Origin of the sequence: Mesotoga sp. BH458_6_3_2_1 (genome assembly GCF_003664995.1) — a bacterium.
GTDB lineage: Bacteria > Thermotogota > Thermotogae > Petrotogales > Kosmotogaceae > Mesotoga.
The window spans coordinates 1-17,751 of record NZ_JFHL01000012.1 but is presented as its reverse complement, the minus strand read 5'-3'; the positions used below and the strand labels follow the sequence as shown (position 1 = coordinate 17,751).

General features: G+C 46.1%; 14 protein-coding genes and 1 pseudogene. 9 read left to right on the top strand and 6 right to left on the bottom strand.

Annotated elements, in window-relative coordinates:
• The first annotated feature begins 386 nt into the window (after positions 1-386).
• Positions 387-1,460, top strand: a complete 1,074-nt coding sequence (locus Y697_RS06885; RefSeq protein ID WP_121550912.1) for a succinylglutamate desuccinylase/aspartoacylase family protein — start codon at positions 387-389, stop codon at positions 1,458-1,460.
• Between the two features lie 73 nt (positions 1,461-1,533).
• Here Y697_RS06885 and Y697_RS06880 read toward each other — a convergent pair whose 3' ends face one another.
• The 4 genes and pseudogenes from Y697_RS06880 to Y697_RS06870 all read right to left on the bottom strand — a co-directional run bounded on the left by Y697_RS06880 (position 1,534) and on the right by Y697_RS06870 (position 4,250).
• On the bottom strand, positions 1,534-3,165 hold the full coding sequence (locus tag Y697_RS06880; RefSeq protein ID WP_121550911.1) for a hypothetical protein: 1,632 nt from the start codon (positions 3,163-3,165) through the stop codon (positions 1,534-1,536).
• Positions 3,143-3,484 carry a hypothetical protein gene (locus Y697_RS06875; RefSeq protein WP_259462356.1) on the bottom strand — a complete coding sequence of 114 codons (342 nt, stop codon included), beginning with the start codon at positions 3,482-3,484 and terminating at the stop codon, positions 3,143-3,145. The genes Y697_RS06880 and Y697_RS06875 overlap by 23 nt, the downstream gene beginning before the upstream one ends.
• Positions 3,485-3,550: pseudogene (locus Y697_RS15145) on the bottom strand (prepilin-type N-terminal cleavage/methylation domain-containing protein); the annotation flags it as partial.
• Positions 3,546-4,250, bottom strand: coding sequence for a hypothetical protein (locus Y697_RS06870; protein WP_147433190.1), 705 nt, complete (start codon positions 4,248-4,250; stop codon positions 3,546-3,548). The gene Y697_RS06870 and the pseudogene Y697_RS15145, both read right to left, overlap by 5 nt.
• Positions 4,251-5,054: 804 nt before the next feature.
• On the opposite strand from Y697_RS06870, the gene Y697_RS06865 reads away from it, so the two are divergent.
• The 6 genes from Y697_RS06865 (at position 5,055) to Y697_RS06835 (ending at position 11,484) form a co-directional block, all read left to right on the top strand.
• On the top strand, positions 5,055-5,318 hold the full coding sequence (locus Y697_RS06865; protein ID WP_121550908.1) for a hypothetical protein: 264 nt from the start codon (positions 5,055-5,057) through the stop codon (positions 5,316-5,318).
• 481 nt (positions 5,319-5,799) lie between these two features.
• Positions 5,800-6,516, top strand: a complete 717-nt coding sequence (locus Y697_RS06860) for a CBS domain-containing protein (RefSeq protein WP_121550907.1) — start codon at positions 5,800-5,802, stop codon at positions 6,514-6,516.
• A 721-nt stretch (positions 6,517-7,237) separates the two neighbouring features.
• Entirely contained in the window at positions 7,238-7,933 is a 696-nt protein-coding gene (locus tag Y697_RS06850) for a helix-turn-helix domain-containing protein (RefSeq protein WP_121550905.1), read from the top strand.
• Positions 7,934-7,940: 7 nt separating this feature from the next.
• Complete coding sequence (locus Y697_RS06845) at positions 7,941-8,381, top strand: DMT family transporter (RefSeq protein WP_121550904.1); 441 nt, start codon at positions 7,941-7,943, stop codon at positions 8,379-8,381.
• Positions 8,382-8,619: 238 nt separating this feature from the next.
• Complete coding sequence (locus Y697_RS06840; RefSeq protein ID WP_121550903.1) at positions 8,620-10,008, top strand: transglutaminase-like domain-containing protein; 1,389 nt, start codon at positions 8,620-8,622, stop codon at positions 10,006-10,008.
• A 282-nt stretch (positions 10,009-10,290) separates the two neighbouring features.
• Complete coding sequence (locus Y697_RS06835) at positions 10,291-11,484, top strand: winged helix-turn-helix domain-containing protein (protein ID WP_121550902.1); 1,194 nt, start codon at positions 10,291-10,293, stop codon at positions 11,482-11,484.
• A gap of 1,064 nt (positions 11,485-12,548) precedes the next feature.
• Here Y697_RS06835 and Y697_RS06825 read toward each other — a convergent pair.
• A complete protein-coding gene (locus Y697_RS06825) occupies positions 12,549-13,799 on the bottom strand; it encodes a pyridoxal phosphate-dependent aminotransferase (RefSeq protein WP_121550900.1) in 1,251 nt (416 codons plus the stop codon).
• A 1,114-nt stretch (positions 13,800-14,913) separates the two neighbouring features.
• On the opposite strand from Y697_RS06825, the gene Y697_RS06815 reads away from it, so the two are divergent.
• Positions 14,914-15,393, top strand: coding sequence for a bifunctional 4-hydroxy-2-oxoglutarate aldolase/2-dehydro-3-deoxy-phosphogluconate aldolase (locus Y697_RS06815; RefSeq protein ID WP_259462355.1), 480 nt, complete (start codon positions 14,914-14,916; stop codon positions 15,391-15,393).
• Positions 15,380-16,279: an ROK family protein gene (locus tag Y697_RS06810; RefSeq protein WP_121550898.1), complete on the top strand. Its 900-nt coding sequence runs from the start codon at positions 15,380-15,382 to the stop codon at positions 16,277-16,279. Before Y697_RS06815 ends, Y697_RS06810 begins: the two co-directional genes overlap by 14 nt.
• A 458-nt stretch (positions 16,280-16,737) precedes the next feature.
• Here Y697_RS06810 and Y697_RS06805 read toward each other — a convergent pair.
• Positions 16,738-17,751, bottom strand: a 1,014-nt coding sequence (locus tag Y697_RS06805) for a formylglycine-generating enzyme family protein (RefSeq protein ID WP_259462354.1), incomplete at its 5' end; no start/stop codon positions are given.

Sequence of the window (17,751 nt, the reverse complement as noted above, 5' to 3'; positions counted from 1 at the left end):
CCTTGGTTTTTTCTTTTCAAGACCATAGCAAAAAAACAGCTCAATTCAAGAATGTCAGAGTTACCTTAGCAATACTTACTGTTAGTCAGGGCCGGGGCAGATCGAAAGCGAAAGCCGGTTTTCAGAATAAGTAGGAAATTCGACAGCGTCAATAAATCAGACAGTCTATAACTCCAAAGAAGAGAATCAACATCCAGTCTTCTAATCTACATGGTTCAGACGCACATCTGCGAAACGATGAGGACGTTTGATATCACCGTTTTCGAGCACATTCCACAGGTAAAAAGGCTTGACACTGAGAATTCAAAACGTGATAATGTAATTGTACAAGCTGATAGAGTCCTGGCGCCCCTTGCTTTTCTTCAAACGATCGGAGGTAATAGAAAATGAGAAAGATTCTTATCATCTTTATGCTGGTTCTCGTTGCGTCATTTTCGATGGCAAATTTTTTCAGGCCTGATATTCGCGCAGGTTACGGCGTAACGAGCACGGGATGGCTTTCGGATTACTTCGAACCTCTCAAGGGAACGAACATGGATACTCCCGTCTACTACATGGACAGCGGAGTGCCCGGGCCTACTTTTCTGCTTATGGGTGGTACTCATCCAATGGAAATCGCAGGAACCGTAGCTGCGACAATATTCATTGAAACCGCTTTGGTAAAGAGCGGCAGGATAATTGTTCTGCCTTTTGGCAACAGCAGCGCGGCTTCGATAGGAACCGTATTCTACCCAAACCAGCCGGACCACTTCCTGCAAATCGAATCGAAGACGGGGCCTCGTTTCCTTGTATATGGAGATAGAAACACCGACATCGAAGATCAGGGTGTTCCCGATCCAGATGTCTACATCCATTATCAATCGGGACAGGAACTTCCGGGGTATGAGTCGAGAAATCTAAATAGAAACTTCCCCGGTCGACCCGACGGAACCCCCACCGAAAAGCTGGCCTTCGCAATAATTGAACTGATAAGAACCGAGAAGGTCGATTTCAACCTCGACATGCATGAGAGCGATACTCCAGACAACTACAGCATTGTTGACGGAAATAAGGTTCAGGGAGGCAGACTGGCATACATGCTTGTCTGTCACCAGCGCGGGCTCGAGATTGGCGCATACGCCACGATGGAAATAGAATTCAACTACGGGGTCTCGTTGAACCTCGAAGAGTCCGATATACGATTCAAGGGCCTTAGCCATAGAGAAATCGGAGACGCCACAGAAAGTATTTCATTCCTTGTTGAATCTCCTAATCCCGGTTTCGATTACACGTGGCGAGAAAACGCCGATGTGCTCTACGATGAGAAGTATCCTCTCAAACACCGGGTCGGCCTGCATCTGGCTACAGTCGAAGCGCTGATCAACGGTTACAACATGTTCATGGGCACGGAGCTCACCTACACAGATGTTCCGACGTACTCAGACCTGATGGAAAACGGCTTCGAAGCTTATTTGAACTAGAGAATGACAATATCTTGTTGAAACAAAAAGCCCCGGCGATACCGGGGCCTTCCTTCTCTCATGCGAATCTATTTCACCAGGTCTGAATACCAATGAGTGACAATCTTCCGTTACCTGTTCCAGGTGATGAAGAATCACAAGAATCTGCAACTGCAACAAAGGAATCCAGATTATCTGCATCTCCATCTGGATCAAAGGAATAAGCTGTGAGCGATCCAAAGAGGAAGAGCTGGGGAGTGTGACCATTTCCGTGATCAAGATTCTCTATTCCAGAAAATAGAATATCTCCGCCTTCCCCCTCATCTTTCCATGAGAAGAATGAACCTATCAACGACTTGTTTCCGTGGGTGGAGTTTCCTTTCTCAAATTTAAGGATCATGTCTCCACCGATAGTGGCGAGCATCAACGAAGAGGTTTTCTCCTCGCCGAGCATATTGCTGATAATCGTTTCAGAGACTTTCTTTGTCTTGTTTCCTACAGGTGAATTTCCATTTCCGTTATTCACATAATCATATTGATGGTCCAAGACGATGTTCGTGTTGATTGTCGCATTGCCAAGCACGGAAACGTTATAATGACCGACAACTTCACTGATCTTGTGGGGATCATTACCAAAAACAGTATCTCCTGCAATCTGTATAGATAGAGTCGCAGAGGAAGTCAGTGACTCGGGAATCTCAAGGCAATTATTGCCAAGGCAGATCTCCAAACCCTCATCGCTAAAGCTTGCTTGAAACTGAGGATCGCTGACATTGCTTGGAGCCTTCACGACAACCATCACATTTTCATCCACACTCGAAAGCGTTTGATCCTTGCTGAGAACAACTGTATAACTTGCATCGGGAAGAAGCTCCACATACTCGGCCTTCCACTGGTTATAAACATCATCAGATGAAATGTTTGGGTCGGAAGGCGTATACCAGCCCGGGAAATTCTCGAGAAGCTCATTTACGCCTTCCTGATCAAGCTCATCTCCATCTTCATAAACAGTCAATGAGTCTCCCGTGACTCCTCCCGTAATTATGTCACTCGGTGTACTGGTAGAAGTCATGTCTATCGTCAATCCATTAAGCACAACCGCGCTCCCATAGACTAGATCTCCATGGACTTTCGGATTGCCATGACCTCCTGTCACATTCATAAGTGCGAGAGTCCTGTTCAATGCAGCCATGCGGATAGCAGGAATCACAAGCCCGCCTCTAACATAAGAGATCAAACCCAGCGCATAGGCCTTCCTGCCTCCTATCTGAGCCGAAGCAACGATCGTATAGCGCCCACCGACCTGGTAAACATATGCTTCTAGCGTGTACTCGTCCCCTCCCAATCCTGGATCTGCCGAGAGTGCCCGTATCTCTTCAGTAAGATTAGCACAGTCAACCGAGCTATCTATGTCTGCGAGGAAGCTCTGCCAGTAATACTTTTCTACCCCTCCTCTGGCAAGAATGTGCGACTTGAATTCTTCTACCCCGTCCCAAGGAACCAGATCATAAGTGCCAATGTTCTCAAGAAATATGTGAGAAGCAGTATCAACAGCATTTGTTGCATAGTTCTGAAGGCTAGAAGAAGTCTTGTAGTTCTTCATCTTCTGAGATGTCCTGTTCAGTTGAGTGCTTGCAGCAAACAGAACAAAGGCTCCAAAGGTCAGGAGAATAAGTGTCATTGGAAGAGCAAACCCTTTGTTTCTATCGTATCGAGACCACAACATGGTAGGCCTCCTCTCTTCTGGCCAGATTATCGGCCAGTTTGAATGAGATTGTATATATCTCATCATCTTCTATTAATGGAACTCCAGTAATTGTCGAAACTTCGGTGCCTGCAAAACCCGAATTGGAAATGTAGTCATCGTTAAGGATAGCAATCAGCTCGCTGAGCCTGCTCGAAACTTCCTCCTCGTCTTTGCAATCCAGAAGTCTTCTATCCTGCCTGATAAAACCGCCAACAAGGTTTGCCACCGCTTCAATCTCGGAAACCCTGCTAACCTCCATAGACATTTTCTTGTGAGCAATAACCAGAGCAAATCCCATGGTTAAAAACCCTGCGAGAATTGCAAGGGCAATCAATGTCTCGGCAAAAGTGAATCCTTTCTTAATAGAACCTCACCGCCCCTTCCGCTTTGCGACTCGTAATTGCTCTTCCCGAATTGTCATAGTATGTGAAAGTAGCCTGGTAAGTGAGAAAATTAACGATGGGAATTACTTCAAAAGCGTCAACGTGATTCGATATCGTATTAGTTGCTACAGCCCCGTCTGTGCTGGTCTGAAAAACATGGACAATTCTCTTCTCAAGTGGAATATATGTGATGGTCGAAGTCGTTGTCAACCATTCAAGAACACTCTCTGCTGGAATACTGTGCATGAGTTCGATAGTATCATTTTCCCCTTCAACGCCATCCTCAAGTCCGGCGACACCCGCAAGCAGAGTCCATTGCCTTGACACAAGAGAACGCATAGAAGTATGGAGTTTTGTAATCTCTTCATCTATGGCCATAGAGGCGCTAACCTGACCGGATGACTTCAGAGAAAGCGAGGCAATTATTGTTACAGTGACAAGAACCATTGTTGATACTGCTAGGGCTGCGAGAAGCTCGGCCATGGTCATACCTCTCTTGCCGTATCTATTCTTATTACCCTCGCCAAAAAACCAACCGGCCCGATGCTCATCGTACGCTCGAGTTAGATACTCTTTTTTCACAGTATTCCACACCTCTTCCAGAAACTCTGATTTTGCTTCATTTATCTTAAGCGGATCACTGCACGACCAGTTCCTCTTGCTTACTTCAACTGATCGCATTCGCCAGGACCAAGTTGTCATTAGATGTCCGTAACATCAACTCTCTTCCAAACTCTGACTTTGCAATTAGGTGCCAGCCAGAGGGGCTATTCGGAAAGCTTCAATCTGCTCCAGTCAAACACTTTCCCGATTCGAATTCACGATCTTGAATTCGCCCAGAGCCTTATCACTCGATCGCTTGGCAAGCTACTAGGCTTACAAGATCGTCCGGTTCTCATTGTCAAACGCTCGGTTTCCCCAGAAATTAATTTCCACAAATCATTCGATTTGAGGAAATTCACTTCCGTTTGTTTCATTCAGTTAGGCAGTATTGACGAAAACCTCATTAAATAGCAGATGATGAAGATAGATAATAGCCTTAATGAAATTCAAGCGGCGTCAATCAGTCAATTTCCTTTCATTATCATCACTGTGAATTAACACTTTAGACTGAATCTCAATTAAGAAATGATCAATTCTTGATTTCTCCTCGACTGGCTCCAAGATACTTGTAAAAAGGATCAGGAGGTCATCTAACAGTAATCTCCCGCCTAATGAACAAATCTAAATTGTCGAAAAAGAAAGATCATCTGAATGATGTAATTCCTATTTGTCGAACCACCATGACTTTTCGAAAGCGGCTCGCAAGTATAGAATATCTCACGGTTCTTGTTCCGAAAATGAGCTCACTGCAAAATGCTAGTGTAATTTCAAATTAGAATTACTGAATTTTCTTTTCAACAGGCACTGTTTTGCATGGACATCAGAGGAAGATGATGAAGATAGAAGATCATTCTTTTAATACGATTTGAACGGTGATGAATTGTGAGGGAAAAGGAAAGGGAAATTATCAAAAGACAGATTCGAGAGCTGATTTCGGACTCCGCAAAACCCTATCTCTACAAGAGAGCCGATATGATCCTCGAGAGCAACCTTCTTAAGGACGAGGAAATAGCCGAACTGATTCAGGAAGGAAGAGCTTACACAATGGCAGTTGCACTCATAAACGACTGGCTACTTACACTCCCTTATCCGCAGAAAGGGAAGACGTTCAAAAAGCTGAAAAAAATTCTGAAAAGTCTGATGTAGCAGATGAGGACTGAATTGATTAGGCCTCTTCCACATTGAGATGAGATTTCCATACTTCTATTATGAGAGCAGCTCTTAGTTTCTTTACTTAGGATACAGCAGTAGTAAACTCCATACTGTTCATTTATGCGACTTGCACGGCAGCAGTTAGATTCGGTTTTCTCCTGGAGAGCAGCCATCCCCCGGCTGCTCTTTGAAACATTGTGAACAATATTCGTTCCACAAAGTTCTGGTAAATATCGGAATGAATAGATAGCTTGTAATTCTCCTCAAGAAACGGGTCCGCGTATTCGGGAGATCTTGCAATTACCAGAAATACTCCGACCCCTAATGACGATTGTAGATCTGCTGTTCTTCTACTGCCCGATTTGTTTTGATATACTCTATTTAAGCAGAGAGTCGTCTCTTCACTTCTTGCCTGGTTTTGTTACCATTGCTGATTCTCTGCAATTGTAAGCTGAGTTCCATTCAGGAGGTCGATATGGATAATTCAGAGAGATTTATGCAGGCCTTCAGATCAATAGAAGGATACTTGAGCAGATTTAACGAGGATTATCGGATAGATGGATTCTCACGATCCTTGAGAGACTTATCGAAGAGAGACAAGGTCCTGAGAAGCTTTCTCGACATGCTACTTGAATATGCCGAGTTACGCAACGCGATAGTGCACACCCTAACAAGCGATGCCAAACCTATCGCAGAGCCCCACGACGAAGTAGTCCAAGACATAGAGAGGATTGCGCGGATGCTAAACAATCCGCCAAAGGTAACTTCAGTATTTGGATACGAGAAAGTAGCGACGATAGATATAAAAGAGAGCCTGGAGAAGGCGCTTACAATCATCGCGGAGAAGTCATATTCTCAGATTCCAGTCTATGATGGTGATGAATTCATAGGTATTCTAACGACAAATGCAGTCGCCAGATGGATGGCAGGTGTAGATAATGAAGAAAGGGCAAACATAAGAAAAACGCGGGTACGTGATGTAATGAAATATGCCGAAGAAGACGAGGCAGTGGAATTCGTAAGCAGAAAGTCAACCCTCTTCGACATTGTTGACTCATTTGGCGAATTCAGCGCTCTTGGAAAAAGACTCGAGGCTATACTTGTGACCGAAAACGGACGAAGAAGCGAGACTCCACTGCAGATAATCACCATCTGGGATGTACCGACGATGTCCGCCGTTCTACGAAAGTAGCAGTAACAAACTTCATCCGACTAAGTCGTTTTGTAGTTTTCCTCTTAAGGCTCATACAATGCATCCCTTTCGGGCATATCTAATGAAAGTATCCGAAAATGCTCTTCTCAACTAGATTGGTTTTTCCGTTTCGTAATACCCCGTACGGACTCTCAATTTTGAGAATCTCGATGTTCCTCTCGAATAAAGCCTGATCGTTCACAATAGCTATTGCAGTTTCTCTTCTTCCTGAAGCGAAGCTAACGAATGTTATTTTTCTTGATTCTTTCTACAGCTCGACACATTTGGAACTTGCCCTTGTCTAGACTTATCGGTATATCATCTCTGTTTACCTTTGCGCTCACCCGCTATTCACATCTGTTTCTTCAGATTACTAAAGCCTATCCTGTCTATCTTCCGCTCTGTAGAGTGTGTGGATCGAAAAGCACACCGATACAGGCAGCAAGTTCAATTCTCCGATGTTTCAATCCATTTGTGAAACAAACCATTTTCCACTGCAGAGAACATTGCTCTTCGAAGGTAATGCTAATCATAGTTCCTTTTTTACCTCGTGAATCTAGCATCAAACTTGCATTTGACAGCGGAGTCTCCGCAAGCGAATAGCTGACGAAACTTTCGAGAGAAGCAAAATCCTTCCAGCATCCGAACATTGTCTTAATAGACATCTGTCCTATTCATTCAACTTGCACTGGTAATATACTGTTATCCGGGAGGGCTATTCATGAAAGAAATAAGAGACAGAAAGCGAATAACGGAATACTTGTCGAGATTCAAACTGGCCGGGTTTTTCGAGGAGGAGGTCAATAAACTTTTCACCTTGCACAACTTCGAAAGAGGCGAAGACATTTTCACCGTAGACGAGCGACCTGAGTATCTGTACTTTCTTGTGAAAGGCAAGGTTAAGATCTCGATTCTCTTGAGAAATGGCAACAGAGTATTGCTTAGGTTCTGCGTTCCCCTTTCTTTGCTCGGAGACCTGGAAATAGCCAATGAATTCACCGTCAAGACTTCGGTTTCGGCAGTCTCTGAATCTGAACTTCTGGCTCTCAGGCTTTCTCAGGTAAGAGAGAATCTGATGACCAATCCCGCCGTCCTGAGACTGATCATTCGTGAACTGTCTTTCAAGCTTTATCACAATGCCGTCGTGAAGACCTTGACTTCTTCCGCACCCCTAAAGACTAGAATCGCATCTTACCTTCTGCTGATGACCTCAAATGAAAGGAATGAAAAAATGCTGGATGAACTGGAAACTGAAAGTCAAGCTGAGATCGCCGAGCTTTTGGGGGCTAGCTACCGCCATGTAAACAGGGTTTTGAACGAACTGGACAGAGAAGGAATACTTAGAGTCAGTAGATCACAGATTAGAATAGTCGATTACGACAAACTCAAGAATCTGGCCTCGGATCTTTACGGGTGAATAAAAAATGATTAAGGGTATTCTCTTTTCCGTGACTGCAGGCATAGTAATCGCCATGCAGAGCGTTTTCAGCGCGCGACTTAGCGAGAAAATCGGCTTTTTTGGCTCGAATTTCTTCATACACGGTACGGGTTTTCTCCTTGCTTCATTTCTCTTACTGCTTTTTGGAAGAGGCGAACTTAGCTACGAATCACTCAAGGGATTGAATCCGATATATGCGACTTCAGGATTCATCGGTGTCCTTATCATCTTCAGCATTGCGCAGGGCGTATCTGCACTTGGCGCCAGCAGAGGAATCGTGATAATTGTTATCACACAGATAATCTTCGCACTAATAATCAACATTTCGGGGTTTTTCGGTGAAACACCTCTTCAGCTGACTCCGGCAAAACTCACAGGTCTGCTCTTAATGCTTTTCGGCGTCCTGATCTATCAGCTATCAAAGTGAGAGCGATGAGATGCAGCTCTTTCGGATAGCCCAATGTCATCCCAACCCGGGATCTGGTCAAAGAACTGCCGTCGAATCTTCTAGCCTTCGTTAGGCGAGCCATCATTGACAACAAAGGATCCAGGTCTTGATAAATTTGTTTCGGTCATAAGAATATATTGCCTGTCTGAATTATGAATAATCAATAGTTGTATACTGTTGTCATGTCTTCTCTTTAGACAAAATGGGGGGTAAATGTGTGAAAACAAAACTTGTTTTTTTGATCTTGCTTCTGTCCGCGCTAGTTCTAGGCAACACTCTTCAGAGATCGGACGAGCATTTCCAAAGTCAGAATGAGCTGAAACTCACGATCGAGTTCTCGCTGACTTTCGAAGAGGCCAAAGAGATAATCTTGAGGCACTATCCGGATCTCAAGAACGATGAAGAGATCAGACGATTCATAGTGGATAGAGATATTCAGAGGTTTGTTGTCGAAGGTGTCGAGATGTATTATGAAGACTTTGAGCACAACCTTTTCACCCGCGATCCAGAACTGGTTAAGAGAGAACCTAAATGGTCGGCCACCAATACTTTGCTGGTCAAGCACCTTCTCAGCGAATACGGGCCGCGGCAAACGCCTTTTGCCAATTTCAAGTCGGACTTCAGCCCTTATTTCAATCCCAAAGAGTATCTTATTGAATACACTTTACAGACTGAAAGGTCCTTGTTGCCGGAAACGGGCTCACTGAGAATCTGGCTGCCGCTTCCACTTCAGACTGCAACTCAAGAGAAAATTACCGTTCTCGAAGTTATTCCGAAAGAAGCGATGGTTGGCCTACCGAAAATTGATGGTAACATAGCCTATATTCTTTTCAAATTTGATCTTTCAGCTCTGGAGGAGGATCTCGATATTTCGGTGAAATTCACTTTTAGACACTACCAACAACAGTTCGATGTCGATCCTGAAAAGGTTGGAGACTATGACACCGAAAGCTCCCTGTACCGCGAATTCACAAAGTCTGAAGGTGACATTTACTTCGATGAAAGGTTCGAGCACCTGGCCAGAAGCATCGTTGGAGATGAGACAAACCCGTACCTCCAGGCCAGAAAGATATATTACTACGTTGTGGAGAATATCCCTTACAGCTTTATGGCTCACGCTTCAATCGACGCGTCAGGCGTTCCAGAAAGCGTCTATTCCTTCGAGCATGGGTTCGGGGACTGCGGAACCCAGTCGATTATCTTCTCCGCCCTTTGCAGATCTATAGGGATACCGGCGAGGACGCCGGGAGGCTTTCAGATTTTCGCTGGGAGCCTTGGCACACATTTCTGGGCCGAGTTCTATCTACCCAATTACGGTTGGATTCCGGTCGATACTTCCGCGGGTCAGATTGCGACGTACACCCTGGGTATTACAGAGCAAGAGCGAAGTGAATTCATCGACTACTTCTTCGGAAACCAGGACCCTCTAAGATTCATTGTCCAGAATTCTTCTAATTACATGCCGGAAGAAAGGCCAGCCGATATTCAGTCTCTCGAAATAACTATGCAGAGTCCTTACGTGGAGAGTGAGTTTGGAAATGAGAAGCTCGAAGTGACAATAACGATACTCGAATCATTTGCGATGAAGACGACTTTGTTGAGGTGATTCTCGAAAGCGTAATCTATTGAAATTCAACCATCGATTCAGCTCGGGGAACCTTCCCGGGCTTTTATTTGCGAAGAAATAGACGAACAACTAAATGGAGTTCTTACTTGCTTCACATAAGATATGCAGACCTGCCCAGATACGGAGAATGGTAGATCGTGAATCGTCAGTATTCGCCTTATAGTCTCTTCAATAGAGGCGCTTCACCGAACGTACGCTGATGATCACGAAGACATATGATAACATTCAGGGAGAAGATTTGTCAAAGAAAGGAAGTTTAGCATGAAGATCACCAAAGATCACGCAAAGAGGATTTTGCTCTCCTATCAGAATCTGCTACCTCCAAAAAGGATTCAGTGTAGCGACGGAATACTTCAGTTTGTAAGAAAAGTCGGTTGTCTGCAGTTCGATCCGCTGAACATCGCCGGGATGAACACAGACCTCGTTCTCCAGTCAAGAGTGGAAAATTACAGACCGGAAATGCTTTACAAACTACTTTACGAGGATAGGAAATTGATTGAAGGCTTTGATAAAAACATGTCTTTATACCCGGTCGAAGACTGGCCGTATTTCGAAAGATTCAGGGAAGACTCAAAAGCTAATATAAGAAGTAGCGAGCACATAGACGAGATAGCCGATCACATAATGAAAGAAATTGAGGTCAGAGGCCCGCTTTCCTCGCAGGACTTTGACTTCGACAAAAAGGTCGGCTGGTATTGGGCGCCGACCAACGTCTCCAGGGCGGCACTCGAGAGTCTGTACTGGCGGGGAGAGCTTGTGATACATCACAGGAACGGAACTAGAAAGTTCTACGACTTGGCCGGGAGGTGTATGCCCGAGAATCTTATGAGAAGGTCCGACCCCAACACGACCGAAGAGGATTATCACCGCTGGCATATCAGAAGAAGGATCGACAGCATCGGGCTTTTCTGGTCGAGATCGGGCGATGCCTGGCTTGGAATAAAGGGTCTGAACAGCAGCGGACGGATAGCCGCAATAAAGGAGATGGTCCACTCGGGTGAGTTGATCGAGCTGGAGATCGAGGGGGTTGAATATCCAGTTTACATTGCTAGCTCCAATCACGAACTTCTCGATCGATGCCTCGTAATCGATGAACCATTTGAGGCAGCTTTTTTAGCTCCGCTTGATAATCTGCTATGGGACAGGAAATTCATAAAGAGCATTTTCGAATTCGAATACGTATGGGAGGTCTATAAACAGCCTAAGGACAGGAAGTACGGGTATTACGTTCTACCCGTTCTCTACGGAGCAGACTTCGTTGCCCGTTTCGAGCCAGTTCTCGATAAAAAGAAGAAGATCTTGAATATAAAGAACTGGTGGTGGGAGGATGACGTTACCGTCACAGAGGAAATGGAAGCGGCTATAAAGAAGGGCATCGACGACTTTGCAAGTTTCCTGGGTGCTGTTTCCGTTGTTTCTCCTGCCAGACTAGAAAGGCTTTTGAAGAAGCTTTAGCAGCTCGAATCATGGTCAAAGGCAGAATATTTTGGGTTCGAAAAGATATCTTTCGTTCCAATGCGACGATCTGTTCTTCCAGCTCTCTCGAAGGGAGGATTTATGTTCTGGGGCGAAGGACCAAGGACGGCTCCTAAATCCCCGCTCGAGCGGGGGGGACCGCTTGCGGTGGGGAGTGTGCTCTTCTCAAAGGACGGCTTCATTATCTGGAACGAAGAAGGCTCTTCCCAGCGATCAGCGTGCAGCGTCTTCTGGCAAGCGTCCCTTTCCCCGCGAAGCGAAACTGGCCGCACGCAGTGCGACTGGCCACCGGAGGTGACTGACTGTGACTGAGACACCCAACACCGTCATCCCGGACTTGATCCGGGATCTGGGCTTTTGAAAGACCGGAGTTGGGGTTAGCGGATTGGGGGCTGGAAAGAGCAAAGAAAATGGTTCTCCGTTGAGCGGCTCTCCGTTCGCCGAGGAAACCTGTTCTTCGTTCCAGATTGAGGATCTGTTATTCCTTCTCTTTCGAAGGACGGGTCCATGTTCTGGGACGAAGGACCAAGGACGGCTTCTAAATCCCCGCTTGAGCGGGGGGGACCGCTTGCGGTGGGGTGTGTGCTCTTCTCAAAGGACGGCTTTTCACAACGTTTTACGACCAGAGAGGAGAGGGGCTCTTTCCTCGCGCCGGCGAGCATCACTTCCCGACGAAGTCGGCCTCACTTCCCCGGATGTTCTTCCGGGCATCACTTCCTGGGATGCTCTTCCCAGCATCACTTCTTGAAATGTTCTAGTCCAGCCTTGCGTCCACTGATGCTCCTCAGTGCATTGCGTCCCGGCACGATCTTTGCCGGCATTGCGTCCAATGTTCTATAATGGCATCACTTCCCCGGATGTTCTTCCGGGCATCACTTCCTGGGATGCTCTTCCCAGCGTCACGGTCCTAAGGTTAACTGAATGTAAAAAATGGAGTCTGTCCCGAAAGAAGGGATTCGAAAGAAGGGATTTATCCAGATTTGAGGTTAGCGATTACCATTCCTGAGTAACAAAGAGGCACTTGGATAAACAAATACCGCTTATTATTTTCTCCGGTATCTTTCAATCAGCTGTACCGTACGATTAATTGCCTCCGCTGCAAAGTGATGATCTTGAGAGAAATTGATGCGAAAACTATTAATAAACTGAGGGCCAAATTCCGTTCCGACTGTCACCGTAACATCGGCCTGAAATCTTAGGATTTTAACAAACTCTCTCATAGTGACGGTCAACTCGGGAACTGTCACAAATAGATAACTACCGGCTTCTGTTTTTCTGACTTTGACACCTTCCACGCCGTGAAGCAATTTTACCAGATCGTCACGGATCCTTTGATGTGCATCGATTCGATCTTCCATCCATCCCTCTGGTTCGTTGAACCACAATGTAAGTACAGCTTGAGAATAACCTCCGGCGCGCAGAGAGACAATAGCCTGCAGTCTTTCCATTCGTGCAATGATATTTTCGGAACCAAATGCAACTCCTAACCGATAACCGCTTAAAGACTCTGTTTTGGATGGACCGATGATTGTGATTAGATTGACTGGTATTGTGTCTTGGGCACACAGATGTGTATACACTCTGCCATCGAAAATTTGTCTTGCATAAAGCTCATCTACGACAACCGATACATCATATTTCTTTGCAAGGTAAGCGATAGACCGAATCTCATCAGCCGTGTAAATAGCACCCGTCGGGTTGTTAGGATTGGAGAACAAGAAGACCTTAACACCGGCTTTGAAAGATTCTTCAAGCTCGGCAAGATTCAAACCGGCTAGCCCATTAGACTCCAGAAAATCCAGCGCTACTGGAACGATTTCGCCATCGAAGAATTGCACCAGTTTTCTGTTGGCGAAATAGTCGGGCTCAACTATTGCGACCTTATCTCCCCGGCCAATTAGTGATCCCGCTGCCAGAAAAAGCGCTCCCTGGGTCCCCTGTGTAATGATGAGCTGCGTATCTGGAGAAATTGGAGTGTTGGTGAATGTAGAAAGCTTTTCAGACAAAGATTCTCGTATGTTGCCTCTTCCTTTGTATTCAGTATACGCTTGCTCACCGCCCGAGCGGACGCCTTCTACAAATGCATCCAGTGATCCCGGGATCGGTTCAAAAGCATTGACATCCCCATGAGAAAAATCAACCGGTCTTCCGGGAATCTTCTCTCCTATAAGTTGAAGCCCCTCGCCATCTTGAAGACTCTCCTGTCCAGGAGCGTTATCTACACCAAGTTTTGAAAACTTTTCTATTAACTGATCCATTATCACATCGTCCTTCCATAAGATATCGCTCCACATTCGGTGCACTCACAGATGCCCGACGCTTCAACTATCTGACCCTTTATTGAAATCACTTCAGATCCTCTTCGATGAAGAACCAACAATACAAGCAAGTTCAGATTTCTAATGCTATTACACTTCTCTTCTGGCGGAAACCTTTTGCTACACTTAACGAAGCTCTCCTCCAATAAAAATGCATACTAATACCGAAGAAAACCAAGAATGCCCTCATTCTATCATTTAGTAATTGAAAATCGTAACTGCGGAAAAGCCATTGTCGGGCTCAGCGGGTTAGATGTGGGAAAGAGCGGAAGTTCAGTTGCAAGATGCAAGTTGTGAGAAGAAGGAAGATTGAAGCAATCTGATCAGAACGAACTCATTTTGTCATCCTGAAGTGCTCCTGTTCAGGATCTGGGCTTTTGAAAGACCGGGGTTGGGTTAGCAGGTAGGGGGTTCGTAAGAGCAAGAGAAACTGGTTGAACGTTGAGCGGTTCTCCGTTCTCCGAATAAAACCTGTTCTTCGTTCTAGAGTAAGGGTCTGTTCACATTCTAGGTCAAAATCGTGAATCAATACTCTCAAGATTCCGACCAAGAGCTTTGTCGGAATGACTGAATCTAGCCTTTTCGCAGTAACTGTTAATTGTCATTCCGATGAGCCTGCCCTTAAAGCCTGCCCCAAAATTCTCCTGTTTGGGGGGTCTGCACGGTATCTCGCAACCAAGAGCCGCTTTTCGCTTAAGAAAGAAGACCCGCTGAACACTCTCAAGACATCGTTGTCCGTCAACGGTCCCCCGTCATCCGAATAAGCCTTCAAATTCGTCTTTACTTGTCTCAGCTTCTTTCTCTTCAAGAACCCGTTCTGATAACCCGCTTTTCTAACCCGATTTTTTGCTTCCCCGCGAAGCGGAACTGGCCTCGCCATAGGCGAGACTGGCCAGGCGGAGCCTGACTGGCCTGCGCAGCAGACTGGCTCCTTTTTGCCTCCTGCGAAGCAGCCTCACTTCCCCGGACGATCCTCCGGGCATCACTTCCGCCGGTGATCTTTCGGCGCATTACTTCCTGGGATGCTCTTCCCAGCGTCACGGTCCTAAGGTTAACTGAATGTTAAAAAAGGAGTCTGTCCCTTTCAGGAATGCACGAACTCAAGAAGGAATTCTACGGAAAGCTCGTGATCGGGGCCGGTACAGTATACGATGATACGGCATATTCGAGAGCGCTCCGCTCGAATGCCGATTTCGTTCTCAGCCCGGGGTTTAGCGAGGAAATCGCAAAGTTGTCGATAAGGGATGGAATAAGCTATATACCCGGTGTCTACACTTCTACAGATATACAGACGGCGCTGAACAACGGATTCAACTTTCTGAAACTCTTCCCCGGCGGTGCGGAAGGACTGAATTTGCTCAAAGCATTCAGGGGTCCCTTTCCCACAGTCAAATTCATGCCTTTCGGCGGGGTAACGTCCGAAAACGCTACAGAATACATGCGAGCAGGAGCTGTTGCGCTCGGAATCGGTTCCTACATAGCAAACAGAAACCTTTTTGATGAGGGAAGAGAAGGAGAGGTTCTTGAAAGGATCCAGAAAATTCGGAGAGCCGTAAATGCCAGCAGTTGAAATAGCGATCGACGTTGGAGGTACCAAAACTCTCGTATCGGCTTTCAATGAGAAAGAAGTGGAGCCTTATTCATCGGAGGAATTTCCCACCAGACCGGCTGAAGGAATTGATAGTTTCTTCGAGCGACTTAGTAACATCTGTCTTCGCATGAAAGGAAGTAGAAATATCAACCGCTGGGGGCTTTGCACGGCAGGTGCCGTCAGTCCCGAAAAGGGCAATTTGATCTGGTCGCCGAACCTCGGGTGGAAAAACGTGGAGCTCTTCAGAAGAGCCTCCTCCTTTCTCGGTGCAGAAGGTGTAATCGAAAACGATTGCAATGCGGCCGCTTTCGGCGAATGGGAATTCAGAAAGGAAATTGAGTCGCTCATCTACGTCACCGTCAGTACGGGAATAGGTATGGGAATGGTCGTCCGGGGTAAAATCTTACGGGGAGCAAACAACGCAGCGGGCGAAATCGGCCACACAATAGTGAAAGCGGATGGTCCGCTTTGCACTTGTGGTCGTCGCGGCTGCCTGCAAGCGATTTCAGGCGGCAGGGGTCTTGAAATTAGAGCACATGATTCGCTTGGAATAAAGATCGGCACAAAAGAGATAATGAATCGAGCACAGTTGAACGAGCCGGTTTTCAAAGAAATGATAACCGAAGCTTCTGAAACTCTTGGACGCTTTCTCTGCAACCTCATAGATTCTCTCGATCCTGGGGTACTGGTAGTCGGAGGAAGTCTCGGGAAGAACCGGTACTATTTCGACAGAATGCTTAAGACCATTGAAGAGAACTACTACAGAGTTCCAGGAAAGAAGGTAAAGATTGAGCTTTCCTCTATAGAACCCAATCCAAACATACTTGGAATACTCTCCCTGTCAAGGAGAGTTCACAAAGACTGACTTCTGTAGCCTTTATCTTGACTTCAGCAGTTAGGCTATGATGCCAATAAAAAAGCAGAAAGTACGCTATAGGAACCGGAAAGCCGAGTTTGTAACCCTTTTCCTTCTTCTGGTCCTTCGGCTTTTCGAATACTTCCTTCTATCCTTTACCCTGAGGTGATGTCAGCTTTTCAACGCTTCTATCCTCTATCTCTTCATATTCCAGAAAAACGCCCCAGAAAGGCTTCTAGAAACAGATAAAGAACTTAACTCAATAGCTTTTCACCTTCTTGTCCAGCAGGAAGTTGTTGATCTCGTTATCCGGGAACACTTCTCTCTAATTGTCGAATGGGACCGTTATTATCCTGAAGGCCATATAACCTCCGGTACCTCCTGCGTCTCCTCGCGCCTGCGGGCTACTCCGTGCCAGGCGCTCGAAACCGCAGAAAAGGGTAAATTGTAAAAAGGCTAAAGCGTATTCAGTACACCATCCTGCAAATACGTAAGCCCAAGTTGCTGCCCGTACCAGTCGGATCACTATAGCCGCGATTAGCTACACGCGGCCCTGTCGCACCAAAATACCAACAACCCCCACGATTCATACGGTAGGAATCAATTGTACTGCTGTAGGGGTTCGTCTTTGGTGTTTCTGTGTAGTAGTACCACCAGTCGCTACACCATTCCCATACGTTTCCAGACATATCGTATATACCGAGCACGTTAGCCAGTTTTAGTCCGATCTCGTGGGTCTTGCTTCCCGAATTTTCCTCGTACCAAGCAACTTCATCTACATTATCGCTTCCCGAATATTTGTAAGGCGAGCGGTATTTTCCTCCCCGGGCAGCATACTCCCATTCTGCCTGTGTCGGTAATCTATAACCCACCACCTTAGTTATGTCAGTAGTCACATTGCCATTCGCGTCCAAGATCTGTCCTTCATCAGTTTCTCCCAACAATCTGTAAGCTACGGGCAATCCTTCTTTCGAGCTCAACCAGTTACAGTAAGCTATCGCGTCCCACCAGCTGACATTCATTACAGGTCTGGTTCCCCTTCCCCAACCCCAGTCGTCAGGCTTACTCCTGCCAGTGGCCTCACAGAAAGCGTCGTATTCGTCGAAAGTCACTTCATATTTACCCAACCAGAAATCATATGTGAGAGTTACCTCATGAACTGGTCTGCACCAGTCCTCTAGATCCCCAAACTCATCTCCCATCGTGAACGTTCCACCCTCGACGAGTACCATTTCTCCGACTACTACCGCTCCCGTCGAATATGTGAAGCTCCAGCTTACTGTGCTTGAGTAAGCGCCTTCGTTGTCCTGAGCCCTAACTTCAAATGTGTGGTAATCTTCTAAGTAGCCGCTCCATGTATAGCTTGTGCTCGTCCCATTGCTTGTCCAAGTACCTCCATCTTTTCTGTATTCGTACTTAGCAATAGTCCCATCCGAATCACTACCATTCCAGCTGAATGTGCTGCTGCTCTGGGATATAGT

Excerpts from the sequence above, each read along its gene's own strand:
- Y697_RS06885 (WP_121550912.1), top strand. The coding sequence starts at position 387 with ATGAGAAAGATTCTTATCATCTTTATGCTGGTTCTCGTTGCGTCATTT.
- Y697_RS06880 (WP_121550911.1), bottom strand. The coding sequence starts at position 3,165 with ATGTTGTGGTCTCGATACGATAGAAACAAAGGGTTTGCTCTTCCAATG.
- Y697_RS06875 (WP_259462356.1), bottom strand. The coding sequence starts at position 3,484 with ATGGGATTTGCTCTGGTTATTGCTCACAAGAAAATGTCTATGGAGGTT.
- Y697_RS06870 (WP_147433190.1), bottom strand. The coding sequence starts at position 4,250 with ATGCGATCAGTTGAAGTAAGCAAGAGGAACTGGTCGTGCAGTGATCCG.
- Y697_RS06860 (WP_121550907.1), top strand. The coding sequence starts at position 5,800 with ATGGATAATTCAGAGAGATTTATGCAGGCCTTCAGATCAATAGAAGGA.
- Y697_RS06850 (WP_121550905.1), top strand. The coding sequence starts at position 7,238 with ATGAAAGAAATAAGAGACAGAAAGCGAATAACGGAATACTTGTCGAGA.
- Y697_RS06845 (WP_121550904.1), top strand. The coding sequence starts at position 7,941 with ATGATTAAGGGTATTCTCTTTTCCGTGACTGCAGGCATAGTAATCGCC.
- Y697_RS06835 (WP_121550902.1), top strand. The coding sequence starts at position 10,291 with ATGAAGATCACCAAAGATCACGCAAAGAGGATTTTGCTCTCCTATCAG.
- Y697_RS06825 (WP_121550900.1), bottom strand. The coding sequence starts at position 13,799 with ATGTGGAGCGATATCTTATGGAAGGACGATGTGATAATGGATCAGTTA.
- Y697_RS06815 (WP_259462355.1), top strand. The coding sequence starts at position 14,914 with ATGCACGAACTCAAGAAGGAATTCTACGGAAAGCTCGTGATCGGGGCC.
- Y697_RS06810 (WP_121550898.1), top strand. The coding sequence starts at position 15,380 with ATGCCAGCAGTTGAAATAGCGATCGACGTTGGAGGTACCAAAACTCTC.